21 protein-coding genes and 6 pseudogenes are annotated in these 25958 nt (G+C 63.1%); 15 read left to right on the plus strand and 12 right to left on the minus strand.

Annotated features, from left to right (window positions below; genetic code table 11):
- Nucleotides 1-24: 24 nt before the first annotated feature.
- The gene (locus tag AADZ78_RS13150) at nt 25-951 is read right to left on the minus strand and encodes a hypothetical protein (protein ID WP_085253284.1); all 927 of its coding nucleotides are present in this window, start codon (nt 949-951) and stop codon (nt 25-27) included.
- Nucleotides 952-1004: 53 nt separating this feature from the next.
- Between AADZ78_RS13150 and AADZ78_RS13155 the strand changes: the two genes are divergently transcribed.
- The 4 genes and pseudogenes from AADZ78_RS13155 to AADZ78_RS13170 form a co-directional block, all read left to right on the plus strand.
- Entirely contained in the window at nt 1005-2249 is a 1245-nt protein-coding gene (locus AADZ78_RS13155) for an FAD-dependent oxidoreductase (protein WP_085253283.1), read from the plus strand.
- Entirely contained in the window at nt 2246-2842 is a 597-nt protein-coding gene (locus AADZ78_RS13160) for a DUF4389 domain-containing protein (RefSeq protein WP_085253282.1), read from the plus strand. Before AADZ78_RS13155 ends, AADZ78_RS13160 begins: the two co-directional genes overlap by 4 nt.
- Nucleotides 2839-3492: a class I SAM-dependent methyltransferase gene (locus AADZ78_RS13165; protein WP_085253281.1), complete on the plus strand. Its 654-nt coding sequence runs from the start codon at nt 2839-2841 to the stop codon at nt 3490-3492. Before AADZ78_RS13160 ends, AADZ78_RS13165 begins: the two co-directional genes overlap by 4 nt.
- 97 nt (nt 3493-3589) lie before the next feature.
- Nucleotides 3590-4112: pseudogene (locus tag AADZ78_RS13170) on the plus strand (PPE family protein); the annotation flags it as partial.
- A 384-nt stretch (nt 4113-4496) separates the two neighbouring features.
- On the opposite strand, the gene AADZ78_RS13175 reads toward AADZ78_RS13170, so the two are convergent.
- Both AADZ78_RS13175 and AADZ78_RS13180 read right to left on the minus strand, forming a co-directional pair.
- Nucleotides 4497-7016 (minus strand): FtsX-like permease family protein, encoded by a 2520-nt coding sequence (locus AADZ78_RS13175; RefSeq protein ID WP_085253279.1) that lies wholly within the window; start codon nt 7014-7016, stop codon nt 4497-4499.
- Nucleotides 7013-7711 (minus strand): ABC transporter ATP-binding protein, encoded by a 699-nt coding sequence (locus AADZ78_RS13180; RefSeq protein WP_085253296.1) that lies wholly within the window; start codon nt 7709-7711, stop codon nt 7013-7015. Before AADZ78_RS13180 ends, AADZ78_RS13175 begins: the two co-directional genes overlap by 4 nt.
- A 356-nt stretch (nt 7712-8067) precedes the next feature.
- On the opposite strand from AADZ78_RS13180, the pseudogene AADZ78_RS13185 reads away from it, so the two are divergent.
- The 4 genes and pseudogenes from AADZ78_RS13185 (at nt 8068) to AADZ78_RS13200 (ending at nt 11761) form a co-directional block, all read left to right on the plus strand.
- Nucleotides 8068-8744 (plus strand): annotated as a pseudogene (locus AADZ78_RS13185) (cutinase family protein).
- 330 nt (nt 8745-9074) lie between these two features.
- The gene (locus AADZ78_RS13190; RefSeq protein WP_085253278.1) at nt 9075-10481 is read left to right on the plus strand and encodes a WS/DGAT/MGAT family O-acyltransferase; all 1407 of its coding nucleotides are present in this window, start codon (nt 9075-9077) and stop codon (nt 10479-10481) included.
- Nucleotides 10482-10592: 111 nt separating this feature from the next.
- Entirely contained in the window at nt 10593-11378 is a 786-nt protein-coding gene (locus tag AADZ78_RS13195; RefSeq protein WP_085253277.1) for a heavy metal-binding domain-containing protein, read from the plus strand.
- Nucleotides 11378-11761 (plus strand): DUF5073 family protein, encoded by a 384-nt coding sequence (locus tag AADZ78_RS13200; protein WP_085253276.1) that lies wholly within the window; start codon nt 11378-11380, stop codon nt 11759-11761. Before AADZ78_RS13195 ends, AADZ78_RS13200 begins: the two co-directional genes overlap by 1 nt.
- Before the next feature lie 36 nt (nt 11762-11797).
- Here the strand turns inward: AADZ78_RS13200 and AADZ78_RS13205 are convergent, their stop codons facing one another.
- Complete coding sequence (locus AADZ78_RS13205) at nt 11798-12253, minus strand: hypothetical protein (protein WP_085253275.1); 456 nt, start codon at nt 12251-12253, stop codon at nt 11798-11800.
- 299 nt (nt 12254-12552) lie between these two features.
- On the opposite strand from AADZ78_RS13205, the gene AADZ78_RS13210 reads away from it, so the two are divergent.
- The 4 genes from AADZ78_RS13210 (at nt 12553) to AADZ78_RS13230 (ending at nt 16254) form a co-directional block, all read left to right on the plus strand.
- A complete protein-coding gene (locus AADZ78_RS13210) occupies nt 12553-13119 on the plus strand; it encodes a TetR/AcrR family transcriptional regulator (protein ID WP_085253295.1) in 567 nt (188 codons plus the stop codon).
- A 155-nt stretch (nt 13120-13274) separates the two neighbouring features.
- Nucleotides 13275-14342 (plus strand): Rieske 2Fe-2S domain-containing protein, encoded by a 1068-nt coding sequence (locus tag AADZ78_RS13215; RefSeq protein WP_085253274.1) that lies wholly within the window; start codon nt 13275-13277, stop codon nt 14340-14342.
- Entirely contained in the window at nt 14339-15430 is a 1092-nt protein-coding gene (locus tag AADZ78_RS13220; RefSeq protein WP_085253273.1) for a dihydrodipicolinate reductase, read from the plus strand. The genes AADZ78_RS13215 and AADZ78_RS13220 overlap by 4 nt, the downstream gene beginning before the upstream one ends.
- 278 nt (nt 15431-15708) lie before the next feature.
- Nucleotides 15709-16254, plus strand: coding sequence for a class I SAM-dependent methyltransferase (locus AADZ78_RS13230; protein WP_085253272.1), 546 nt, complete (start codon nt 15709-15711; stop codon nt 16252-16254).
- A 3-nt stretch (nt 16255-16257) separates the two neighbouring features.
- On the opposite strand, the pseudogene AADZ78_RS13235 reads toward AADZ78_RS13230, so the two are convergent.
- Together AADZ78_RS13235 and AADZ78_RS13240 are read right to left on the minus strand one after the other, a co-directional pair.
- Nucleotides 16258-16624 (minus strand): annotated as a pseudogene (locus AADZ78_RS13235) (thiocyanate hydrolase).
- Between the two features lie 74 nt (nt 16625-16698).
- Nucleotides 16699-17289, minus strand: a complete 591-nt coding sequence (locus tag AADZ78_RS13240) for a TetR/AcrR family transcriptional regulator (protein ID WP_085253271.1) — start codon at nt 17287-17289, stop codon at nt 16699-16701.
- Nucleotides 17290-17552: 263 nt separating this feature from the next.
- On the opposite strand from AADZ78_RS13240, the gene AADZ78_RS13245 reads away from it, so the two are divergent.
- The 3 genes and pseudogenes from AADZ78_RS13245 to AADZ78_RS13255 all read left to right on the plus strand — a co-directional run bounded on the left by AADZ78_RS13245 (nt 17553) and on the right by AADZ78_RS13255 (nt 19177).
- The gene (locus AADZ78_RS13245) at nt 17553-17927 is read left to right on the plus strand and encodes a hypothetical protein (protein ID WP_085253270.1); all 375 of its coding nucleotides are present in this window, start codon (nt 17553-17555) and stop codon (nt 17925-17927) included.
- Nucleotides 17928-18027: 100 nt separating this feature from the next.
- Nucleotides 18028-18336 (plus strand): annotated as a pseudogene (locus AADZ78_RS13250) (acyl-CoA dehydrogenase family protein); the annotation flags it as partial.
- A gap of 10 nt (nt 18337-18346) precedes the next feature.
- Nucleotides 18347-19177, plus strand: a complete 831-nt coding sequence (locus AADZ78_RS13255) for an enoyl-CoA hydratase-related protein (protein ID WP_085253269.1) — start codon at nt 18347-18349, stop codon at nt 19175-19177.
- Nucleotides 19178-19242: 65 nt separating this feature from the next.
- Here AADZ78_RS13255 and AADZ78_RS13260 read toward each other — a convergent pair whose 3' ends face one another.
- From AADZ78_RS13260 to AADZ78_RS13285, 6 genes and pseudogenes are all read right to left on the minus strand, one after another.
- Complete coding sequence (locus tag AADZ78_RS13260) at nt 19243-20916, minus strand: FAD-binding protein (RefSeq protein WP_085253268.1); 1674 nt, start codon at nt 20914-20916, stop codon at nt 19243-19245.
- Nucleotides 20913-22277 carry an aromatic ring-hydroxylating oxygenase subunit alpha gene (locus tag AADZ78_RS13265; protein WP_085253267.1) on the minus strand — a complete coding sequence of 455 codons (1365 nt, stop codon included), beginning with the start codon at nt 22275-22277 and terminating at the stop codon, nt 20913-20915. Before AADZ78_RS13265 ends, AADZ78_RS13260 begins: the two co-directional genes overlap by 4 nt.
- Before the next feature lie 13 nt (nt 22278-22290).
- Nucleotides 22291-23827 (minus strand): annotated as a pseudogene (locus tag AADZ78_RS13270) (acyl-CoA synthetase).
- Nucleotides 23828-23834: 7 nt separating this feature from the next.
- Nucleotides 23835-24710 carry an enoyl-CoA hydratase/isomerase family protein gene (locus AADZ78_RS13275; protein ID WP_085253266.1) on the minus strand — a complete coding sequence of 292 codons (876 nt, stop codon included), beginning with the start codon at nt 24708-24710 and terminating at the stop codon, nt 23835-23837.
- 17 nt (nt 24711-24727) lie between these two features.
- Complete coding sequence (locus tag AADZ78_RS13280; protein ID WP_085253265.1) at nt 24728-24964, minus strand: biotin/lipoyl-containing protein; 237 nt, start codon at nt 24962-24964, stop codon at nt 24728-24730.
- A pseudogene (locus AADZ78_RS13285) lies at nt 24957-25954 on the minus strand (alpha-ketoacid dehydrogenase subunit beta). Before AADZ78_RS13285 ends, AADZ78_RS13280 begins: the two are co-directional and overlap by 8 nt.
- Nucleotides 25955-25958: the final 4 nt, after the last annotated feature.

A 25958-nucleotide genomic window follows, 5' to 3' on the forward strand; every position in this document is an offset into this window, starting at 1 on the left:
GCCGCCCGAAGTGATCAGCGCCCGTTAGCCGGCGAGCGTGAAGAGCAGCAAAAGTGCGGCGTAGGCGCCAACCAGCACCGCGGCCCCCGCCAGACCGACGCGGGCCGGCGCCCCGTCGATGGGGTCCAACCACCGCCGGAATGGGCGCGACGCAATCGGCACGAGAACCCATTGCAGCAACACGACGCTGACGACGTTGCCCAAGAACACTGACGCCGCCGGCCCGACTCCGAGATGTTTCAGCGCGGGTGCCAGCGACTTGGACAACAGGAACACGGTCGGGTACAAGCAGAGCAACACCAACATTGCCGACTTCCAGCCCGGCGTGATTTTCGTTTGCCCGTCGGCAACTCGAACGGTCGACCCGAATGGTGCACTGCGAGGCAGTTCGGCAAAGTCGCGCGTCAACTCCCCCCGCAGCCGCGGCAGCGCTTCTTGCCGTTCGCGTGACCGAATCCATCGCGTCAGCTGGCTCGGGGAGCGAAAGCGAAGCACCGTCATCCACTGGCCGGAGGAATCCGCGGGCAGCAGTATCGTGCCTTCGTATCCGAGAAATCCAGAGCTGATACGCGTCAGATTCCCTTGGGCTGCAATGAATTCGGTTTCCTTGCCGGGCGACACGCTGTGCAGGAAAACGCCGAGGTTGGCGGGTGGCAATTCGCCCTCGGCGAGGATGAGTTCGGAGGCGGACCGCCAGAATCCCTGTTGTTGGCCTTCGGCAAGTATGGCTTCGCGATCCGCGCCGTCGAGCCATGCGTCGAGCCGTTCTGCGCTGTCGAAGGAGACTTCGAGCGCCCAATCGAGTTGCCCGCTGCTTTGAACCGATTGGCGCGCGCTGACGTATCCAGAAGTATGACGAGCCGCAGCGAGGTATCCGGCTGCCCACCGGTCGAATCGCTCGGGATCGGAGGGCGGATGGAAGAGCGTTATCGCGGTGGCGCCAGCAGTCATGTCAGTTGTCTACCACCTTGCTTAGCAGCCCCACTGGCGTCATCCGTTGAACCGTGAGCACGAGGCGGCCGGGACGCCGGCTTCGAGGAGGGCCGCTTCGGGTCCTAGTCGTCGGCGCCGGTGTGAGTGGGATTTCGGTGGCTCGCGGATTGTTGCGCGACGGACACGACGTCACTGTTTTTGACCAGCGGTCGAATGCGCAGGCGGGTGGCGGCGCGGTCACCATCTGGCCCAACGGCTCGACCGTTCTGGCTCAGCTGGGTGTCGATATGGACGGTGCCGGTCAGCTGCTGTCCAGCGTGCGCGTGTCGACGTCGCGGGGTCGCCGGCTGGCCACCCTGGATGTATCCGCGATGGCGAACCAGTTGGGCGCACCAGTTCGGATGGTTCCGCGTCGTGACCTCCTCAACCGGCTGTTGGACGGTTTCCCGAGCGATCGCATCCGATGCAATTGTCGCGCGGTCGGGGCGCTCAGTACTCCTACCGGAGTGCTGGTCAACTTTGAGGACGGCAGCTCGGTCGAAGGCGATCTGTTGATTGGTGCGGATGGCCTGCATTCGATAGTTCGACAAGTTGTGGGCGCGCCGGGCGCGGAACCGACCGGCTGGTGCAGCTGGCAGGGACTGATCGCCCTGCCCGACGTGGTGGACGACGAGCACGTCGCTCAGGTCATTGTCGGCAAGCAAGGAAACTTGGGCCTCTGGCCCGCTGGTGGCTCGGATCTTCAATGGTGGTTCGACCTGCCGTGGTCCGACGACTTCATCAGGCCGCAATGTCCGATCACCGCTATCCGATCTCACTTCGGTGGATGGTCAGACTCGGTCGATCGAATCCTGGCCGCACTGACCGACGAGCATCTCGCGCCTTCGCCGTACCCGCACTTTCGGCATCCGATTCCCCGGCAGGGGCATGAGGCGATGACATTGCTTGGCGACGCGGCTCATACGATGCCGCCGACACTGGCGCAAGGGACCAATCAGGCGCTACTGGACACGATGGTGTTGTGCAAGGCGCTTACCGATCTTTCCGGCGCAACCAATGGTCTGCCGAGGGCGCTGCGTTGGTATGAGAAAACCAGGCGGCGCAGGGTCGCCGCGGTGTCCCGGGTGGCTTCGCTGCAGGTGGCCCATGGCGAGTCGGTGCTGAGACCGGCCGCGTGGATCTCGGATCGGCTCCACACCTGGGGGCTGCTGTTGTTCCTCCGGTTGACGAGTCACCGCAGGATGTCCGCAGCGATCAGTCGAGACCTCGCGGCGGCGACGAACACCCCAATTTGCACGTCAGGGTCGGGGCTATGAATCAGCCGGACGATCCTGTGCGAGTTCGAGGCGATCCCGGCACGCCGTCGCGTTGGCTCTGGCTCGTCAAGTGGTGCGTGCTGGCCGTCCCGCACTATCCCATACTGATCTTTCTGTATCTGGTGTATCCGGTGCTGACAATTGTTGCCGGCGTTGCGATCCTGTTCACCGGCCGCTATCCACGCCCCATCTTTGACTTCAACGTCGGGGTGCTGCGCTGGTCGTGGCGGGTCATGAACTACCGATTCCCGATGAACAGCACCGACAGGTATCCGCCATTTACCCTGGCGTCTCGCCCGGACTATCCGGGCGACCTGGAAGTCGACTATCCGGAACGGCTCAACAACTGGGCGGTGCTGGTGAAGTGGTGGCTGCTGGGACTTCCTCAGATATTGCTGTGCTGGGCGATGGAGCCGCTGCTGCAAGTGCTTTGCGTCATCTCCGCAGTGTGGTTGCTGTGCGTCGGCAGACTCCATCCGGGCATGTTCGATCTCCTGATGGGAATTGTCCGGTGGCGTTATCGAGTGGCCGTATATGTATCGTTGATGCGTGATGACTATCCGCCGTTCCGACTGGATCTAGGTGGCACATAACGCGCCGTAATCCGTTATTTCCGTACGTGTATCGGTTCGGACAGCCGATCTTCGACCGGCTGTTCTATAACCGGTATCGTCGGGCGGCGATCATGCATGCCACCGGCCGGCTGCTGATAATTGGTGCTGGCCCAGGGGCCGACTTAAAGCTGGTGCCGCCCGCAGTGACCGCGGTCGCCGCAGTGGAACCGGTGGCGGCGTTTCGGCGGATGGCGTCTCGTCTTGCCCGTCGCCACGGCATTGCAGTCGACATCGTCGATGGTATGGGGGAGTCGATTCCGTTCCCGGACAACAGTTTCGACTCAGTACACGTCGGATTGGTGTTGTGCTCGGTAGCTGATGTGGGCGCGACTCTTGGCGAGATTAGGCGTGTGCTGGTACCGGAAGGCAGGTTGGTCGTCCTCGAACATGTCCGGGGGGAGGGTGCGATGGGTCGATTCCAAGATCTGATCGCAAAGCCATGGTCGTGGCTTACGTCCGGTTGTAATCCGAACCGCCGAACCATCGAGGCAATTGCGGCGGCCGGATTCGATACTTCGAGACTGCGCGGCATCCCACGAACGATGGTGCCGCCCCCGTGCACACCTCATCTGCAAGGATTTGCCACAGTAATCGAGGAGTGTGCTTCGAATCGACACTCGATATCTTGAACCTTCGTATTGAACAGGTATAAACTCAAATTCTGCCGTTTAGCGCCGGGGGATAGGTGCGGCGGGTCGGAAAATAAGTTAACAGGGGGTTGTGGTGATGAATTTCTCGGTATTGCCGCCGGAGGTCAATTCGGCGCGGCTGTTCTCTGGTGTGGGTTCGGCTCCGATGTTAGAAGCCGCCGCGGCCTGGAATGGGTTGGCGGATGAGTTGGCCACTGCGGCGTCGTCGTTTTCGTCGGTGACGTCGGGACTGGCGAACCAGGCCTGGCAGGGTCCCGCAGCGGAAGCCATGGCGGCCGCGGCGGCTCCGTATACGGCGTGGCTGAGTGCGGCGGCTGCGCGGGCGACGGGGGCGGCTGGACAGGCGCAGGCAGTGGCCGACGCATTTGAGGCCGCGCGGGCGACGACGATTCATCCGCTGGCCGTGGAGGCCAACCGTAAAGGGTTAGTGCAGTTGGTGTTGTCGAATTTCTTCGGCCAGAACGCGCCGGCGATCGCGGCCACTGAGGCCCAATATGAGGAGATGTGGGCCCAGGATGTGGCCGCGATGTTGGGCTACCACGCCGGGGCCTCGGCGGCCGCCACGCAGCTGGCGCCTTGGCAGCAATCACTGCGAAACCTGGCGACCCAGCTCGCCGGGGTGCTGGGCCTCAACCCAGTCACCAACCCCGTACCCGGCGACCCAAGCCTAGAGAGTCAAACCCAAAGTTTCGGCCCGTTCACAATCACGGCTCTTGGCGACTCCGCCGAAAACAATTTTGTTGGGCTTATTGTCGATAGCCCGTTCTTTAACAATACGTTGACTTCTGGGCAAGAAACCTCGCTCGGTCTAGGGGCGCCCGGACAAACCGTAAATCGGTTCGAAAGTCCGGTATTGCCGTTCTTGAATAGTTCGTTCGCCCTTCCTGTGACGGACCCCTTGGCGCCTCTCTTTATCGCGCTTCTCCCACTCGGCCTCTGACGTCCCCGGTGTGTTGACCTGGCGGCGATCTGCGGGAGAATGCCTACTCGACGCCGACGGCCTCGATGATGTTCAGTCGTGCCGCACGCCGCGCGGGTGGGACGGAGCCGAGGAGGCTGACAGCCAGCGCTCCGACGGTGAAAGCCAACGCCATTGAGCTTGGGCGGAAGCCGACCGCGAAGTTCATCATGTCGCCGCTGACCAGGCTGAACAACCACTGGTCAAGCAGGCCGAACAATAGTCCCAGGACGCCGCCGACAACACCGATGGCCGCCGCCTCGGCCAGCACCGTCTGCAACGTGAACCGGCGGCTGGATCCCATCGCCCGTAGCACCCCAATTTCGCGGCGCCGTTCCAGTACCGAGAGCGTAAGGGTGTTCAGGAGTGCCACGGCGGCTACGAGAACGACGATGAGCCACACCGCGTCGGCGATGAACATGCTTTGATGCAGCGGCGCCTCCAGGCCCGCCACCGCCGCACGACCGTCGTACACGTAGTTAGGGGCGGGCACCACCCGCCGGACATCGGCCAACAGGCGGTTGGTATCCACGCCACGGTCGGCGGTGATCTGCAATGTGGTTGGTTGCGGACGGTCGAACCACGTTCGCAATTGGTCGAGGCTCATCCCGATGCTGCCGATCACCGTCGAGAAGTATGGCACCAGGGCCAGTACGACGGTCTGCCGTAATCCATGCGGCGTTTGTAGCCGCAATTGGTCACCAACCCGAACATTGAGCGTCCAGCCCAGATTCCGGGAAAGCACCACGCCCCGACCGGCGAGCACCTCGTCGCGCAGCCGCTGATCGAGTGCGCGGTAGAGCGCGTCGGCTGTTCCGGCGGAGAAACCGTCGAGCATGACCCGCGTCCCGCCCACGACGGCGAACGCGAACGCGCCCTCGGTCACGCGTGCCACCCCTGGCACCGCGGCCACCTTATCGGAAAGGCCTTGCGGGAGAACGTCGGTGGGGTAGGTGTCCGGAGGATCTGCGCTCACCCACACGTCGACCTCGGATACCGGCGAGAAGATCGCGCGCGCCGACCGGATCATGTCGTTGTTTGCACCGGTTATCGCAACGGTGGTGACGACCGCGATGAGCACCGTCATCACGGTCGACCACACTCTGCGCGGCGCCCGCTCGATCGTTGCTGCCGCGAGAGCTCCGACGGATCCGAACATTCGGGCCGTTGCGGCTGTGGTTTTGACAATGGGCCCCGCAACTGCGAAGCCAAGCGCGATCTGGGCACAGAACACCGCAGACATCGCGGCGAAGGCCAAAGCGCCTTTCTGGTCGACGACCACGAGGATCGAAACCGCAAACACGGCGACGGCTCCAACTCCAGTTGCGATCCGCAGCCAGCGCGGCACTCGGTCGGCCGCTGAAACTCCTACCGGTGCCAACGCCTCGATGGGTGAAACCTGGTAAACCTGCCGGGCGGCCATCGCAGCTGCAACCACACTGGTCAGTGCCGCGGCCGCGACCACGGCAGGTATCGCATAGCCGGGCAGCCAGTACTCGACCCGAGCCTCTAGACCCTGGGTAAGCGCCGGAGGCAATCGGCCAATCGCCATGCGGCCCAACAGTATTCCGGCGCACGATCCAATTGCTCCACCGATCAGTCCGAGTATCGCCGCCTCCGCGAGCATGTCGCGAACGATCGTGACACGTCGTCCGCCGATCGCGCGCAGCATCGACATCACCGGTCGGCGCTGCGTGATCGCCATGGTCATGGTGGTGTAGATCAGAAACGCACCCACCGCCAACGCGACCATCGCGCCCATCAGAGCCATGTAGTTCATCATCTTGACGCCGTCGCCGGCGCGCGTCGCACGCATGCTCGGCTCTGCGACGATTGCCCGGTTGTTCACCGCGGCCGTGATCGAGGCGCGAACGGCGGCAAGGTCCGCATCTGGTTTTATGGTGATCAGAATCGAGTCGAGCTGACCTCGTCGTCCGGATACATTCTGAGCAGTAGCAAGTGGAGCAAGCACATAGTGCCCGCCGTTGAGATCGGCGAGGCGTTTGCCCGCCAGCACCTCGATGACGGTGACCGAACCCGAGCCCAGCTGAAACGTTTCACCTTTCGCGCGACCCACAGCTGGCCCGACGCGCACACCATTGGGTACCTGCGAAGGAACTGCGAATTGCTGTTCTGCCCCACCAGCTTTCAAAGCATCTTTGAGCACACCACCTAGCGCGGCAACGTTCGCGTCTGCTCCCAGCAGCAGAACCGGCCCAGTCGGCGTGGCGGCGGACGACCGGATCATCGGCACCGCGGCGGCAACGCCGGGAACCGCGGCTACATCTGCGGTGATCGTGTCGGCAAAGCCGGCATCGATGATACCCGACACCTCCAGCGCGGCTATTCCGGCGATCCCGTCGGCGAGCCTGTTGACGGAACCGCGGATCGAGCCGAAGATCCCGAGTATCGCGACCAGATACATCGCGGACACTGCCATTACCGCAATCGAGGCGGTGGTGCGCCGCCGATGCACCACGAGTTCGCGCAGGCTGAATACGCGCCACCGGCTCACGGCAGCCGTTATCGCGCGCCCCGGTCTCACCCGGACACCACCGACAATTCGTCGGAGCTGACCCGACCATCTTGGAGCATGATCACCCGATCGCTGGCGGCCGCGGCGTCGGAGTTGTGCGTCACCATCACCACGAGTCGACCGTGGCCGTCCTCGTGGGCCAATTCGGCTAGCAGCGCCAAGATCGAAGCACCCGTCGTGGAATCGAGGTTCCCAGTTGGCTCGTCGGCAAGGATCAGGGGCGGGTCCATCATCAATGCCCGCGCCACCGCAACACGCTGCATTTGCCCACCGGACAGTTCCGCTGGTCTGTGCTCGGTCCGGTCGGCCAAGCCCACCCGGTCCAGCAGCCGAATCGCATCCGGTTTGGCTAATCCCAATCGGACACCGTCGAGCAGCTTGGGAACCGCTACATTCTCCCACGCCGACAGCGTTGGGAGCAGGTTGAAGAACTGAAAGATGAACCCCACGCGCCGATGGCGGAACTGCGACTGCTGCTCATCGCTGAGTCGGCCAATCTCACCGCCGGCGAACGTAATCGACCCATAGTCGGGGGAGTCCAGCGCGCCCAGAAGATGTAGCAACGTGCTCTTGCCGGCGCCCGAGGGTCCGACGATCGCCACGAAATGCCCGCCATCAAGCCGCAAGCTGATCTCGTCCAGTGCACGAACGCGTTGGCCACCGACTTGGTATTCGCGAACCACATCGTGCAGTTCGATGGTCAGGTCGCGGGTTAGCGAATCGGCAGCGTCGAGTCGTTTGTTCATGGCCCTCCCGCCAGGCCGCGCCGGTCGCGCACCCGTGGACACCTTTCCCAAAGTGCCGATACGAGATATCACGAGGCCAACCCCGGATCGGTTCGATAGCGCGAAATTGCTCAGGTCAGTTCTCGGTCAACGTCGATGGCGTCGAGTGCACTCCGCCGACCGAAGAGGGCTGGGGCCGGCTCACCATGATCACGCTTCCGGGGGTGGTCGACTGTGCCTATATGAACCGCAGCATCCGCAGCCGGCCCAACCGTCTGCCCCCTTGGGTGATGTAAAAGGTATCCATCGGGCATTATTGACGCGTGAGAGCATCCATCATCGGTAGATTCGTTGGTACGGCAGTTGCCGCGACGTGCGCACTGTTGATCGAACCCGTCCCTTTCGCATCCGCGATTCCATCGCCGCCGCCACCTAACCCGTCGTGCCCGGATGTCGAGGTGGTATTCGCCCGGGGCACCGGCGAGCCACCTGGCGTTGGCGAAACCGGCCAGGGATTCGTCAACTCGTTGCGTTCGAAAATTGGCCCGAAGTCCATGGTGGTCTACGCGGTCGACTACCCAGCCACGACCGATTTCCCCACCGCGGTCGACGGGGTCAACGACGCGGGCATGCACGTCGAGCACACGGCGGTCGACTGTCCCAAAACCAAGATGGTCCTGGGCGGATTTTCCCAAGGTGCGGCAGTGATGGGTTATGTCACCTCCGCGGCAATACCCGACGGTGCACCTGAGGACGCTCCCAGGCCAATGCCCGCCGAGGTCGCGGACCACGTCGCAGCGATCACCCTTTCGGAACGCCGTCGGCCCAATTCATTAATTCGATTGGGGCGCCGCCGCTGATCATCGGTCCCCTATACGTGGCCAAGACCATCCAGTTGTGTTCTGCTGGCGACCCCGTCTGTTCCAACGGAGGAGACTGGGCCGCGCATAACGCGTACACCGACGACGGAATGGTCGAGGAGGCAGCGACTTTCGCCGCGGGTCGGCTCTGAACTTGGGCCGTGTGCAGGCGATCGGTCGCCGGCCAGATGTCTGAGGTGCTCGCCCGCTGGTGTGGCCGATGGACCGCGGTTGCGCACGACGACGGCTGGAAACGAGGTTTAGGTTTCGAGTTGAGTGGGAAACCGTGAACCGATCCGGAGTGTGCGTCGCATTCGGGCATTTTTTGTTGTCTGCAGTTCATTGACGGCGACGATTTGACCAACGCGGTCATAAACATTTAACGCGGAAAACGCTTGTGGAGGGCTAGCTCTGACGATTTCAGCTGTCTAAACTTTGTGCGGGGTGGGGAGTTCCAACATTTTTCAGTCGAGCGGGCGGCTATGGAACGACTAACCGGATTTGACGCATTTTTCCTCTATCTGGAGACACCGACGCAACCGCTGAACGTGTGCTGTGTTCTGGAATTGGACACATCGACGATGCCCGGCGGCTACACGTACGGCCGGATGCGCGCCGCATTGGCGAAGCATGTGAAAGCGCTGCCGGAATTTCGGATGAAGCTCGCCGACACCCAGTTGAACCTGGATCACCCAGTGTGGGTGGACGACGAGAGCTTCCAGTTGCGCCGCCACTTGCACCGAGTCGGTGTGCCAACGCCCGGGGGACGCCGCGAGCTGGCTGAGTTCTGTGGATACCTTGCGGGATTGCCGCTCGACCGTGACCGACCGCTGTGGGAGATGTGGGTGCTTGAAGGTGGCGCCCGCCATGACGCGGTGGCGGTGATGCTCAAGGTCCACCACTCCATGGTCGACGGGATCGCCGCGGCGAACCTGCTGGCCCAGCTCTGCAGCCTGCAGGCCGATGCGCCGGCGCCGCAGCCGGTCGGTGGCACGGGTCGCGCCGATCCGTTGCAGATCGCGGTAAGTGGATTGATGGGCTTCGCCACGCGGCCGTTGCGCTTGGCGACGTTGGTACCGGCGACGATGCTGACTTTGGCTCAGACGGCGCTGCGGGCACGTGAGGGCCGCACCATGGCCGCACCGTTTTCGGCACCACCCGCGCCATTCAACGGCGCCGTCGGCAAGGAGCGCAACATCGCCTACGCCCAGCTCGATATGCGCGACGTCAAGAGAGTCAAGGACCGGTTCGGGGTGACGGTCAACGACGTGATCGTGGCATTGTGCGCCGGGGTATTGCGACGGTTCCTGCTCGATCGTGGCGAGCTTCCCGACACCCCGCTAGTGGCCACCGTGCCGGTGTCGGTTCACGACAAGTCCGATCGACCGGGGCGCAACCACACCACATGGATGTTTTGTCGGGTGGAAAGTCAAATCAGCGACCCAGCTGAACGAATTCGCGCCATCGCGGCCGGAAACACCGCAGCAAAAGATCACACCGCCGCCATTGGCCCCACTCTGCTGCACGACTGGACCCAATTCGGCAGTCCGGCGATGTTCGGTGCCGCGATGCGGATCCTGCCGCGTATTGCGATATCTACCAGCCCCGCCTTCAACCTGATCCTGTCGAACGTGCCTGGCCCGCCGACCCAGATGTACTTCCTGGGGTGCCAGGTCGACTCGATCTATCCTTTTGGTCCGATCCTGGGCAGTGCGGCGCTCAACATCACCGTGATGTCGCTCAATGGGCAACTGGGCATCGGGATCATCTCGTGCCCCGACGTACTGCCGGACCTGTGGGACATGGCCGATGGGTTCTCCGAGGCTCTCAAAGAGCTTCTGGAGTGTAGCGACGACCGCCCGAGAGATGGCGACGAGCTGGATTCCTGAATTCGACACTGTTCGCTGATGTCGCACGTTATGTGTGTGCAAGACTGCCCTGCGGCCTACGCTGTCCGAGATCGCACGAGGGCCGCAGTAGGCCGCAGGAGGACAGAGACGATGCAACCGAACCCACTCGACCCAGTTGCCAGCGAGCGGCTGTCGCATGCTGGGAAAGTGTTCACCTCGGATCTGTCAATCAATGAGTTCGCGCTCTTGCATGGGGCAGGTTTTGAACCCGTGGAACTCGTGATGGGCGTCTCCGTGTATCACGTGGGCTACCAATTCACCGGTCTGCGGCAACAATCGGAGCTGCCGGTGCTCACCGACGCGACGTATCGCGCCCGCTGGAATGCGATGTCGCGGATGCAGGCCGAAGCCGATTCACTTGGCGCGGATGGCGTTGTCGGCGTCCGGCTCGAGTGGCGCCATCAGGGCGAGGGCGAGCATCTCGAGTTCATCGCCGTCGGGACGGCGGTGCGCTACACCGCCAAACCGGGGGCGTTTCGTCGCCCGAACGGGCAGGCGTTTACCAGTCACCTGTCCGGGCAGGACCTGACGACGCTGCTGCGATCCGGATTTGCACCCGTTGCGTTCGTGATGGGCAACTGCGTTTTCCACATCGCGGTGCAAGGTTTCTTGAGGACGCTGAGCCAGGTTGGGCGCAACGCGGAGATGCCGCAGTGGACCCAAGGCAGTTACCAGGCGCGGGAGCTGGCGATGTCGCGCATGCAAAGCGAAGCCGAGCGCGACGGCGGAACCGGGGTAGTCGGTGTGCATTTCGCTATCTCGAACTACGCATGGGGACACCACACGGTGGAGTTCTATGTGGCGGGAACGGCGGTGCGTCGAAGCGGCGAGCCGCAAAGCATCACGCCGTCGTTCGTCCTGCCGATGAGCGGCTGATGACCGGCTTCGACCAGGAGCGCGTCAGCCGCGCCGTCGGGTCGGCCCTGGCCGGCCCTGGGGGAGTCGGGCTGGTGGTCAAGGTGTTTACGGCAGTTCCCGGCGTCGTGCACCTTCCGGCCCGACGAGGGTTCTTCCGATCGGAGCCGGAAAGAATTCAGATCGGTGATTGGCGGTATGAGGTCACCCGGGACGGTCGACTGAGCGCCGCCCACGTGGTGAATGGCATCGTGCTAGCCGATACCGTCCTGGCGGCCGGCGCCGTCGGGCCGCACGTCGCCCACGCACTCGCGAAGGTAGTCAGCAGCTTCGGGCCAACCATTCTTCCCAGCATCGACGCCGCCCTGGAGATGCTCGAGACGTTCGGCGGCCGCGGGTACTGAAAGGCTTGTTGCACAGTCCTTTTCATGGTTGTCGCGTTAACGATTGCGGCGTCGGCTGTGCAGCATCGATGTGCTGGCCCGTATCGCGCCACGCAATGCGTAGGCCGCAGTCACCGCCGATAGCAGGATCAATAGGATGAATGTCGGCAGCCAGTTGCTGCGGTGGTGGTTGACATTCCACCAAACGATCGTGAACAGCACCGCGCAGATCAGCAGCACAATGTCGCGCCAATTGCCCTGGTAGGACGCTGCGGCCTTGCGCATTGCACGACTGCGGTCGGAGGCCTCGATCAGGTCGTCGATGCGGGCATCGATGGTGCGCTGGAGCTCGGCGCGTCTTTCGGTGGCTTCCGGTGGGAGTCGATCGAGCAGTTCCATGTCCTGCTTGATCATCCCGCGAAAGTCCGGTCCTCTGAACTGTCCGGCCGCAATCGCCAGCATTGCGCCACCAAAAATCGGCGCACTGTTCAGCGCGAGCTGTCCCACACCCATCACGCCACTCCTCGTTCGCTACATCACCAGCATCGGCCCGTTGAGGATCGCTGAACTTGGGCAAAGGATCAACCACCGCGTGGGTTTAGTCGACGGCACCCGCCGCGAGCCATCGAGCGGACTATTGCCAATCGCCATGACCGGCACGGTGTTTGATGATCTAGGGCACTGTCGCATCGTTCCTTGATCAGAACATGATTCGGCGGACGGCTGGCACAGGCACTACCATCCCCGGAATGGCGGAAGCTGGCGTGAAGGGGCGGCGCACCAATCGGCGTGGACTTGCGACTCGCGAGACCATGCTGGAGGCCGCGCTGCGATCACTGGCCTCCGGCGATCCCGGGGCGGCGTCGGCCAATCGCATCGCCAAAGAAAGCGGCGCCACCTGGGGAGCTGTCAAATACCAGTTCGGCGATATCGACGGATTTTGGGCTGCGGTATTGCACCGTACCGCGGAGCGCCGCGGCGAACTGCCGTCGAACGCAGTCTGCGGCGGGCCGCTGCGCGAGCGGGTCGCGATCATCATCGATACCATGTATGAGGGGCTGACCTCCAGCGATTCCCGGGCGATCGAGACGCTGCGCAGGGCACTGCCCAATGACCGCGCCGAGCTGGAGCGGCTCTATCCGCGCACTGCTGCCGAATTGTCGTCCTGGCAGCACAGCTGGGCACTGGCCTGCCAGAAGGCGTTTGCCGGCCTGGATGTCGACCCAGATCGGATTCGCGAGGTGGCTGCGTTTATCCCCGGGGCGATGCGAGGGATCACGTCAGAAAGGCAGCTAGGCACCTACTCAGACCTCGACGAGGCGCGCCGCGGGCTGACCAACGCGATCGTTGCGTATCTGGAAAACTCTGGCTCCGAATGACTTTCGCGTATTCGGCAGTACCGGCAGAGTCAGCGTGCGCACAGTTTCACAGAAGTCACTATCAAAATCGCGTGGTGCGCGCTATTGTTTGGCCTGGGGGCGTGTCGAGGACGCCGTGAGCCCCGAGGGACGGGCGCGCGAAAGGGACAGCTGCGATGGCAAAGCCGCCTCTGTCGATGAAGCCGACGGGATGGTTCCAAGTCGCATGGTCCGCCGAGATTGGCGCCGGTGACGTCCACCGGATGAAGTATTTCGGTCGCGAGATGGTGGCCTGGCGAGCCGCCTCGGGCACGCTGACCGTGATGGATGCCTATTGCGAACACCTCGGCGCCCATCTGGGTTATGGCGGTCATGTGCAAGGCGACCGAATCGTGTGTCCGTTCCACGGCTGGGAGTGGAACCAGGACGGCCGCAACGTGTGTATCCCATACCAGGATCGACCCAATCGGGGGCGGCGTATTCGCACGTTTCCTGTGGCGGAACGCAACGAATCGGTCTACATCTGGCACGATGTCGATGGCCGCGACCCCTATTTCGACGTTCCGGACGTATTCGCAAGTTTCGCCGACGGCAGCGCCCAGGATTACTATCCGGCCTACCCGCACGCCAGCCTCTATCGCGAACGCCTGGAATTGCATCCGCAGTACGTGCTCGAAAACGGCGTCGATTTCGCGCATTTCAAGTTCGTGCACAAGACTCCGTTCGTCCCTAAGTTCACCCGGCAGGAGTTCGACGGCCCGGTGTCCTACGTCGACTTCACGATCGCGTTCGACGCCGTCGAAGGGATGTCGGCGGACACGATGAACAGTGGTGTCGAGGCCATCAACGGCGGACTCGGGGTGGCCGTGACGAAAAGCTGGGGCATGATCGACAACCGGACGATTTCGGCCATTACCCCGGTGGACGAGGAGACCTCCGACGTTCGGTTCATGGTCTATATCGGTCGCTTGCCCGGCGATGACTCACCGCAGCCGCCGCCCAAGGCGCAGGGCTTCGCGCAAGCGGTGATCGATCAGTTTCTCGCCGATGTCCATATCTGGTCGCACCAGCGTTACTCCGATACTCCCGCGCTGGCCGGCGCAGAGAACGCCGGCTTCAAGGCCCTACGCGCCTGGGCCAAGCGGTTTTATCCAGAAGGCCGACAGGACGACACGCGCTCGCCTCGTCTGGTCCGGGCCGACGCCAAGCGTTCCGATAGTCGCAGAAAGGCCGAAATCCCATGACCGCCACGAAGACACAGCGTCGGATTCGAGTTTTCCAGGTGGCGACGGGCAACGTCGGCACCGAGATGATCAAACGGCTCTGCCATTACCCCGACCTGGAGTTGGTCGGATTATATTGCTACACAACGGAAAAGATCGGTCGTGATGCCGGCGAGTTGGCCGGGCTGGCGCCGAATGGCGTGATCGCCACCGGGTCGGTCGACGACATCATCGCAGCCAAACCCGATGTACTGACGTTTCACGGTGTGTTTCCCGATGAAGACCTCTATGTGAAAGTCCTGGAAGCCGGCATCAACATAGTCACCACGGCGGACTGGATCACCGGGCATCACCGAGATACCAACCACCCGCACCCGTCGGGCAAGCCCACCACGGTGGTGCTGCGCGAGGCATGTGAACGCGGCGGATCGACCTTCTACGGAACCGGAATGAATCCCGGGCTATGCCAGATTCTCGGTGTGGTGCATACCTGTGACGTGGCCGATCTGGAAAACGTGACGGTCATCGAGTCCGTGGATGTGTCGTGCCACCACTCGGCCCCGACGTGGGAGATGTGCGGCTATGGCCGGCCGATCGACGATCCCGAGATACCGGGCATGTTGGAGAAGGGCACCCGGGTGTTCGCCGACAGCGTGTATCTGATGGCCGACTGCTTCGATCTCGAACTCGACGAAGTTGCCTATTCCTGCGAGTTGGGAGCATGCACCAAGGACGTCGACTTGGGCTGGTACAAGTTGCCCAGGGGTTCGCTTGGCGCCAGTTACATCAAGTATCGGGGCCTGGTCGGAGGTGTGCCCAAAGTTGAGGCACACATCGAATGGCAGATGACGCCACACACCGACCCGCACTGGGACGTGAAAGGCTGCTACATCACCCGTATTCAGGGCGACCCCACGGTGTACAGCAAGCACATGATCATCCCGCACCGCAGCGCCGACTTGTCCACTCCGGCGGCGTTCGCCTCGTTGGGAATGACCGTCACCGGAATGCCCGCGCTCAACGCGATCCGGTCTGTTGTCGCCGCCCCACCCGGGATCTTGACCAGTGCGGACGTGCCCTTGCGTGGCTTTGCCGGGCGGTTCAAGTAGCGACGCGACGCGTTCGCGTGCACTTTGGATAGCTTGCGGCATCCTCAAGCCAATTAGGCTGGTGCCGAGGATCTTTCAGGCAACAGGCGCTCCCAAGATGAGGTTGGCCGCGTCATCGAGTTGCCCGGCGATCTCGTCGTTCGTGAGGAATCGCGCGGTCATCAGGGCGCCGTGGATGACATGCTGCTGTTCATCGCGAGCGTTCGCCCAGGTCCGGGCACGCAGTACGATCGCTGGGCCGCCTAGGTCGCAATGACAATCGTCGTAGTGTTGCCCGTGTGACCGATAAGGAGCGGCAACGCTGGGACGAACGGTATGCGAGCCAGGGACCGGCGGTGATCGATGAGGTGCAGCTGCCGGGAGTCTTTGCGCCATATGCCCATGTGTTCCCCAACGGGGGAATAGCTCTTGATCTCGCCTGCGGCCAAGGACTCGGCTCGATCTGGCTGGCCCGCCGCGGCTTGGCTGTTTGGGGAGTCGACATCTCGCCGGTCGCCATTAGATATGCACGAGATCTAGCCCAGCGCAATGGAGTTGGTAATCGATGCCAATTCGATGTCTTTGATCTCGACCACGGGCTACCCTCCGGACCGCCGGTCGACGTCATCCTTTGCCACAGGTTCCGCGACCGCCGTCTAGACCACGCGATCATCGAACGCCTGGTGCCGGGAGGACTACTCGCGATCGCCGCGCATAGTGAAGTCGATGCGGTCCCGGGCCGCTTTCGCGCAACGCCCGGCGAGCTGACCACCGCATTCGCCGAACTGCACCTGGTTGCGGCGGGCGAAGGTCAGGGCCAAGCGTGGCTGCTGGCACGAGCCTGATGGTCAGGCTTCCAGCCTGGCCCTAGCCGCCGCCATGCGCTTCGAGCACGGCTTCGTCGATGACGCCACGCGCCACCAGCGAGTGCGCCGGCGACACCAGCCGGTTCTCCGGGTAGGGCAGGTCGGCATAGACAGTAGCCGAGAACGCGTCTTGCTCGGCGCCTCGGTCGACAAGACTGAGTACCTCTGGGCCGCAACCGCTTCGATCAAGCGCATCGCAATGCACTCGAGCCTTGTCCGCCACGGTGGGGACGCGATTGGCGACCCCATGCTCTGCCGCCATGCGACTCCAGATCTGGTTATGTTTAACAATTTTCGCCAACGGCGTGACCGTGGAACTCGTGCTGAGCCCGTTCGTCAGAAAGCCCATGAACCGGGCCGACGGGTGAGATCGCTGTCGTGCCCTACGAGGGGCGCTCGCAATATTCTGGGAGCGCGGCGGGGTCAGTCTTCCCGGATCGCGACCGACAGACGGGGTTTCGGACCGTCGCCGGCGGGCGCGACGCGCTCCCAAGTCGCATCGACAAACGGCTGGAGCAGCAGTTCGCCCATTTGCCGCAGCAGCACCGTGACTACCTGGATTGATTCGCGACGCCGGGTAGAGGCGACCCCGGCCTGGCGCAATGCTGCGACCTCGCTGCGAGTCAGCTCAACTAACACATCGAGCAGATGCATCCGATCGTCAGACGCCTCCAAAACCGAACGCCGGATGTAGTTCACCACGGCCGGGTTGTCGACCAGCATGCGCCTAACTGCGTTATCGCGGGCAACTGCTAGCTCCGCTGGAGGGCCCTCGGTGGGAACGTCGGCGATGGCTTGGGCGAAGTGGTCCACGACAAGCCGGTCGACCGCGTTGCGAAGACCAGCCTTGGTTTTGAAGTGATGCTGAACGAGACCAAGGGTGACTCCGGCTTCGGCCGCGATGGCGCGTAATGAGATCCGATCCTCGCCAAACTGCGCATACAGGTCCAGCGCGGCGTTGCGGATGCGGGCCTTCGCGGTCAGGTCCTCGTTCGTCGCCCGCGGGTTGGTCATAGCCACCGTCCTAGTACACCGCACCGCGCCGCAATCGTGCGAAGTGACAGAGCCGAAGATTCAATTGACTGGCAAGCAATACAACAGTACTGTACGCGGCGGAGGAGGTATCGGGTGGAATCGCCTGCTGGGGTTCAAAGTAAACGTTCTCGCAACCGCTTGATGCGCCATGCGCCATGCGCCATGCGCCATCCTGCTGGCCCGCTAATCGGCCGGATCCACTGTCCTGCTGGACATCTGGCGAAGTCGGGTCAATCGCGCCGATGGGCCCCGGTGCACAAGGCGGTGCCGGCGGCAACGGCGGTAGTGGCGGTAGTGGCGGCGCGCTGGTCGGCCAATCGGGTTTCGGAGGCGTCGGGGGCTTCGGTGGTGCCGGCGGGGCCGGCGGCGCAGGCGGACTAGCCGGCGGAGGCGGTGCGGGTTCCACTACCGGCTCTCCCGGCTTGGCACGCGGCGTTGGGGCGGCTGGCGGCGATGGCAGTTTGGGTGGCACCGCCACGCTTCCCACGCAGTGGCAGCAAGCGCTTGACGCGCCCACCAACTCACTACGGTTCTTGGGACCTATCACGTCACCGCCGGGGGCAGCCAAATCAGCGAGCTGCTTCCCGCACTGCTCGGCTACGCGCCCCAACAGCTAGCGTCCGCCATCGACGGCTCCGCCGCGTAGTCAGGTGTTCAACCGGGCAATTCATCCACACTCACCCATATTCAGCGTCGAGCATGCATTTGCTGCGATCGATCATGTTCCAGCACAACAGGTTTGAGCTAGCCGAACTCAAGGCCGAGACATTGTCGATCAAGGCGACGGTCGACTACTGCATCCAGCACTACATCGACGGCAACAATGATCCGGCGACGGCGTCGATGGCCAAGCTGATCGCCGCGGACAAAGCCGTCGAAGTCGTCGACAGATGCGTCCAGTTCTTCGGCGGCTACGGCTAGATGATGAAACACCCCATGGCACGCGCGTACGCGGCCGCGCGGGTCAACAAGATCTATGGCGGCACAAGCGAAAACATGAAACAAATCATCAGCCGTTCGCTGTAATGTCACGGACATGGAGCGGCGCGTCCTTGAAGCGGTCATCTATGAGCGCGAACCGCCGATTGCGCGGATTGTCCTGAATCGAGCCGACAAGGCCAACACCAAAGATTCTCAACTAGTCACCGAAGTCGACGACTGCCTGCACGAGGCGGATCGCGACAAAGAGATCAAAGTTGTCATCCTGAAGGCCAATGGGATGGGCTTCTGCGGCGGGCACGTGGCGCGTTGGGGTCCGGACGAGAACCCATACCCGGACTTCGGAGATACCTTTGAGGACCTCTACAAGGGCACCGCGGACTTGTTCCTGTGGCCCACGCTGTACCTGTGGGAGTTTCCCAAGCCGACGATCTCGCAAATCCACGGCTACTGCATGGGCGGCGGCATCTATCTCGGTCTGCTGACCGATTTCTGTGTGGCATCCGACGACGCGTATTTCCAGATGCCGCTTGCCCAGAGCCTTGGCGAGCCGGGCGGGCACACGATGATCGAGCCGTGGTTGATGATGAATTGGCACCGCACCATGGACTGGCTGCTGCTGGCGCCGACCCTGTCCGCACAGCAAGCCCTCGACTGGGGTTTGCTCAACAGGGTGGTGCCGCGCGAAGAACTCGAGAATGTCGTCGAGGAGATGGCGCGCAAGATCGCCCAAATCCCATTGACCACGTTGATGGCGGTGAAGAACAACGTGAAGCGGGCCTGGGAATTGATGGGCATGCGGGTGCACCTCCAGGTCAGCCACATCCTGACCAACATGGTCGGCGCGGCGTCCGATGTTCAGCAGCGTCGAGCCGAACTCACGCAGTCGGGTCTGAAGCCCCGCGATTTCGTCGACCGTGACGAGTAGGGCGAGCAGACGCGAAAGCCCCCATTTCGGCACGAAATTGGGGGCTTTCGCGTCTGCTCGCCGGGTTAGCGGCCCGCGACATGCCGCGCGGCGACGTAGCCGAACACCATCGTGTAGGCAATACTTCCGCCCGCGCCCAGATAGTTTCGGCCCATCACCGTCGCCGTGACGTTGCCCGTCGCGTACAGCCCGTCGATCACGCGGTCGTTCCGGTCGAGGACCTGTGCGTGCTCGTTGGTGATCACTCCTCCACATGTTCCGACATCGGCCGGAACAACCCTCGTGGCGTAATACGGCGCCTGCGTAAGCGGCCCCAGCGCGGCGTTCGGGCGATACCCGGGATCGCCCAGGCAGTTGTTGTACGCGGACTGGCCGCGCCCGAAGTCGGGGTCGAGGCCCTTGGCCGCAAAACCGTTGAAGCGCTGCACCGTCCGCTCCAGCGCGTTGGGCGGGACGTCGATCTGGCGTGCGAGATCGGCGATGCTGTCGCCCCGCAGGACCGCGCCCCGCTCGATCAGTTCTTCGGGCATGCGGCGGTGTCTGAACGGGTTTGCCCCCGAGATGTATCTGCCGATATAACCCTCGTCGAAGACCATCCAGCACGGCACCGCCTTATTGGCGTACATCGCCTTGCCGACCTCGACGTAGGAGTTCGACTCGTTGCAGAACCGACGGCCCGTTGAGTCGACATAAATGGCTCCGGGGCGTTGTCGTCCCGAGCCGAGCGACGCCGCGGCGGCGCCGCCGTTGGCGATGAAAACCGAAGGCAGCCACCAGGCTTCGTCGAGAAGGTCGGTTTTCGCGCCTAGTCGCATTGCCGTGTGCAGCACCTCGCCGGTATCACCCGCGTTGGCGATCGACCATTGTCCCTCGTTGGGCTGGTCACCGCTGTAGCGCCGGCGCATCTCTGCGTTATGGCCAAAGCCCCCGGCGGCCAGCAGAACTCCCTTGCGCGCCGCAATGTTCACCGCGGCGCCGTCGTGAATCACCCGGGCCCCCACCACGCGGCCATCCTCGACAATGAGATCGTCCATGGCGGCATTGGTCCACAGCGGTGGGTGTCCGTCGCTGAGGGCGATCAGAACTTTGAGCATCTGACCGATCAGCGATGCGCCGTTGGTCAGCATCTGACGCCGGGCGATGCGCGCAGCGTTGGTGCGGGCAAAGACCTTCGCTGCCACGGCGAATGCGCGTGGTGATCGGTTGAAATACTGAACCGACCGCAACTCGTTGGTCAGCACCACGTATCCATAGTTCTTGGCCAGCGGGGGCTGCAGCTTGTCGCTCCAGGCCCCTAGCTCGGCGGCGTCGAACGGGATGCCTTCGATCGCGCGACCTGCTTCGTTGCCGCCGTTGTGATTCGGGTAGTAGTCGCTCCAGCCCGGGCACCGCACGAATCGAACGCCCTTGCGCGTCAGGAAGTCGATCATCTCGTAGCCCGCGGTGAGGAACATCTCGCGGCGCGCCGGCGATGAGGCCGGGCCGATGTCGCCGACGACGGCGTCGAAGTAGGCCAGACCATCCTCGTGCGAGTCCGGGATGCCGTCGGCGCGCATCAGCGGGTTGTTGGGCAGCCACACCATGCCGCCGGAAAGTCCGGTGGAACCACCCACCAGGGCTTGCTTCTCGACAATCAGCGGCTCGATTCCGGAGTCGAGCGCGGCCAGTGCTGCGGCCATGCCGCCCCCGCCGCTGCCTGCGATGAGCAGGTCGACGGAGCGGTCCCACTCGGTGGTCATCGGGCGTCCGACGTGGCGCTCTGCGCAAATCCGAGGTCGACGATCGGAACATCGATGGTGGTGTTGGTCTTCTGTATCGCGGGAACCAGCGTTTCGTACGGTAGGCCGGCGAGGAAACCGTCGACGACGCGTTCGAAGTTGGAGATCAATCCTTCGATCTGATTCGACAGCCGCATGTACTCAAAGCCCTTGGAGTGCAGCCCTTTTTGCTGCCTCGGAAGATTGGAGAAGTCCTGGGCGGGGATGGGCGGCCAGCGGGGATCATCGGGACCCATGGGTTGCGGTGGGGTGGGGCGGCCCGCAGAAAGGTCTGACGGGAAACGGGTGAGAGACCAGATCTCGAACAGGGTCTCCTCGGGCCCCAGCGGACGAATCCGGTAAGACGAGGCACTGCTGTAGGTCGGCAGGATGAAATGGTGCGGGAAGCCGAACCCGATCGCGTCGGTGATCCCACGCCGCACCAGTTCATTGAGGTCGGGCATGTCGCTGCCGCGGGCGCGATGCCAGCTGACCACCGCGTCGTTCAGCGTGCTCTTCCAGACCGCCATCGCCGCAACGGGATCGGCCGGCAGTTCCATGTTCTGCAAGCCTTCGGCGATGCGGATGTCATTCTCGTGGGTCATTCCGCCCATGCCCGTGCCGAGTGTTCGCATAAAGTACAGGCTGGCCTGGATGATCTCGTGGGTTGCCGACGCTCCATTGTGTTGCGCCGACGGCAGCAGCTGCGGATGGGTCTGCGGGACGTGGTAGCCCTCCATGAACGCGGCCGTCGCCAGCTTCCAGTTGACCGGAAGCCGACACGATTGCCACCACTCGGTGCGCAGCGCCTCGACTTTCCAGGCGTCATAGATCGACGCGAAGGGCTCCAGGCATTGCCGTAGCGGGGGAGCGGCTTCGTCGAGATTGATCCACGCACACCCACCCCACATTTCGCACCTGACCGATACCAGCTGAAGATCCTCCGGGCACAGGTTGTGTTCGTCGAACACCTCGGGCCGCGCCACGTAGGTGTTGTGTCCGTCGATGCTCCAGCACCACCCGTGGAACGGACAGACGAAGGTGCGCCGGGAGCCGTTGCCTTCCACCAGCTTTACACCGCGATGACGGCACGCGTTGTGGTAGGCGCGTACGTTGGCGTCGTCGAGTCGCACCACGATGATCGACTCGTCGAGGATTTCGTACTCCACGAAGTCGCCCGCTTTGGGAATCTCCTCGAGGCGGCACGCCATCTGCCATACGCGGGGCCAGAGCATCTCGGTCTCCAGCGCGTAGAACTCCGGGTCGTAGTAGCGCTGCTTGGGGATTCGATCGGCGGTCTGTACCGCCCATGGCACCGGTAGCGGCGTCCAGTTCACGTCCATGGCTTTCCCTCGTTCACACGATCCGCGTCATTCGTCCCTGCCAATATCGTTCGCGGATGCGCCTCTTATACAGCTTGCCATTGGGGTCGCGAGGTAGGTCAGGGTCGAATTCGACTGTGCGCGGGCACTTGTAGCCGGCGAGATGAGTGCGGCAGTAGTCGATAAGCTCGGCCTCGAGGTCAGGCCCCGGGCTGACTCCCGTTACCGGCTGGACGACCGCCTTGACCTCCTCGCCGAACTCGTCGTTCGGTACCCCGAACACCGCCGCGTCAACGAGTTTCGGGTGCATCACCAGGAGGTTCTCGACCTCTTGAGGATAGATGTTGAACCCCGCCGGAGACGATCATGAACGTCGACCGATCAGTGAGGTAGAGGTACCCATCCTCATCGAGATAGCCCATGTCGCCTAGTGATCGCCAGCCGCGGTCGTTGGACACCGAAGCGGTCTTGACCGGATCCTTGAAGTACTCGAAAGCGGGACCGCCTTCAAAGAACAGCTCGCCGGTCTGGCCGGCCGGAAGCTCGACCCCGTCGTCGCCAAGTACGTGGACCGGGCTGAATGGCTTGCCGACGGAGCCTGGGTGCGCCAGCCACTCCTGGGGGCCTATCGTTGTGCCTGCGAATCCCTCGGTGCCACCGTAATATTCGTGAATTATGGGCCCAAACCACTCCATCATCCGGTGCTTGACATCCACCGGGCACGGTGCGGCAGCGTGGATTACGCACCGCAGACTCGAGATGTCGTAACGGTCGCGCACCGGCTCGGGCAGCTTGAGCATTCGCACGAACATCGTCGGCACGAACTGTGCGTGCGTGACGCCGTGGGTCTCGATCAACCTCAGCGCGGTCTCGGCGTCGAATTTGGGCATCAGGATCGCGGCCGCGCCGACGCGGTGCACCGCCATCGTGTAGTTGATCCCCGCGGCGTGATACAACGGCGCCGGGGATAGGTACACAGTCGACTGATCCATCCCGTAGCGGTGACTCAGCGCCATCTCGAGCACCGCTTGAGCCCACGACCCGTTGCCGTCGACGGGTAGTGGGCGACGGACCGCCTTGGGGCGTCCGGTGGTGCCCGACGAGTAGAGCATCTCCGACCCATCGGACAACGGCGGCGGATCGTCCGCCGCCGCAAGGGCATCCGCGTACGAGCGCCAGCCGGGCAGGCTGTCGCCCACCGCGATGTGAACACTGACCGCCGCATTGACGTTGCGGAGATGCGCGGCGAGATCGGCCATTGACGCGTCGACAAACACGGCTTTTGCGTCGGAGTCGTCGATCACATAGGCGACTTCGTCGGGAGTGAAATGTGTGTTGACCGGGGTGTAGTAGAGGCCGGAAAGCTGGCAACCCCAGGTGATTTCGAAGAACTCGGCGCGATTGGGCAGGACCATGGCAATGCCGTCGCCGCGGCACAGCCCAACCTCATGCAGCATGGCGGCGACCCGAAGGCTGCGCGTATACAGCTCGCCGTAGCTGACCTCGCCGCCGTCGGCCAGTATCAACGCCGGTGACTGCGCGGCGGTGATCGCGTAATCGGCGATATTCACGAAAGACCTAACTCGTGGGTGTCGCGCCATCGGTCGATGCGGCAGCCGCGGCCTGGCGCCGGGCTTGCTCGGACGGCAGCACCTTGTCCTTGAACACCTGCTGTATCAGCTGCTGCACGTCCTTGCTGATCGATGCGAGCGCGACGAGGTCGTTGGAGCTTTGCCAGTGCACCCGCATGCCCATCAGTTCCCAAGCTCGTTTCAGGTTGGCCTTGGTCGCCAGCAGCGTGGTCAGCGGTGCTTGGGCGATGTGGCGTGCGATGGCGTCGGCACGCGCCTCCAGTTGGTCGCGCGCAACGACCTCGTTGACCAGACCGACCTCCAGCGCCTTCTTGGCGTCGATGACCTCAGCCAGGTACAGGTAGTAGGCCGCGCGGCGCCAGTTCATGAAAACCCAAGGTTCGATCGAACATTCGCCCGACGGCATGCCGAAGCCCTGCAGCGGCGGGTAGGAAAAGTAGGCGTCCTCGGCGGCGATGACGATGTCGGTGGTCAGCCCGTAGTGGGTGCCCCCGCCGACACAATAGCCGTGCACGGCCGCGATGGTCGGCTTGGAGAACTCCCAGAGGTTCAGGATCGGTTTGACGAAGAGGTCGGTCTGCGGCTTCCACGGGGTGCCCATGACCTTGGCGCCCTCGACGAACTCCGGGTAGTCGACCGCATTGTTGCCAATCGCGTGACCCGAACAGAAGCCTTTGCCGTTTGCTTTGAGGATCAGCACCTTGATGTCGTAATCGCGGTCCGCGTCAAGCAATGCGGCGTCCACTTCCTCGGCCAGCTTCTGGTCTTGGGCGTTCGCCTTCTCCGGCCAGTTGAGCGTAACGCGGGCGATAGGACCTTCCTTTTCGAAGATGATTCTTTCGCGGGTCTCGTTGAGATCCATACGTCTCTTACCTTTCGCTATGAAGTGATGACGCCGATTTCGGCGCCGATGTCGTAGGTGGTTCCAACCTGGCCGGTCCATTGCACTGTGCCCGACATACCTGCTTCGATTTCCTGCTCCACTTTCTCGGTGGCGATGACATAGATTGGGGTGCCCTCCTCGACATGCTGGCCGGTGTCGACGAGAAGCTCGGTGAGCTCGGCTTCCGAGATGGCCACTGATACCCGCGGAATGCGAATAATGAAGTCAGCCATGGACTTGGGCCTTATCGAGCGTTCGAAGCGCGGCCGTGACGATGCGTGCCGGCGAGGGGTACACCTGGTGTTCTAGCTCGGCAGCGGCCGGGCTGGGAACGAACCTGGCGCCGACGCGCTCGACGGGTGCGGCCAGTTCGCCGAACAGTTCGGATTGCACGATCGCGGCGATCTCGGCTCCCGGCCCGGCAAATTGCACCGCGTCGTGGGCGATCACGACTCGTCCAGTGTGGCGGGCGGATTCGATAATGGCATCGACGTCAAGAGGCACCAGGGTGCGCAGATCGACGACCTCGGCGCTGACGCCCGCTCCTGCAACGTAGCCGCGGCCGCGAGCGCATCGTGCACACTTCGTCCGTAGCTGATCAGGCTCACGTCGGTGCCGGGCCGCTTGATATCGGCCTGGCCCAGGGGAATTGCGAAACCGGGGTCGACGGGGACGGGTCCCTTCTTGCTGTGCAGGCGGATCGTCTCGACAAACAGGCAAGGGTCTTCGTCGAAGATCGCTGTGGTCAGTAGGCCTTTGCCGTCGCGGGGGGTGGACGGCACGATCACCTTCATCCCGGGGATGTGCATGAACCACGCCTCGAGGGTCTGCGAATGTGTCGCTCCAGTGGCCAAGCCGGCGTACACCTGAGTGCGGATGGTGATTGGGGCACTGGTCCGCCCGCCGGTCATGAATCGCAGCTTGGCGGCGTTATTGATCAATTGGTCGGCCGCGATGCCGATGAAATCCATGATCATTATCTCGGCCACCGGTAGTAGCCCGTCGATCGCGGCGCCGATCGCTGCGCCGACGATTGCGGCCTCCGAGATCGGTGTATCGACGACCCGATCGTGGCCATACTTGGTCGACAATCCCGCAGTAGGCCCGGAGGCGCCAGGATCGGCGATGTCCTCGCCAAGCAAGAAGACCCTATCGTCGGATCCCAACGCCTGATCCAGCGCGAGATTCAGCGCCTCGCGCATCGTCATCTCGTGTTCAGCCATGTGC

The organism is Mycobacterium riyadhense, from assembly GCF_963853645.1.
Taxonomy (GTDB): Bacteria; Actinomycetota; Actinomycetes; order Mycobacteriales; family Mycobacteriaceae; genus Mycobacterium; species Mycobacterium riyadhense.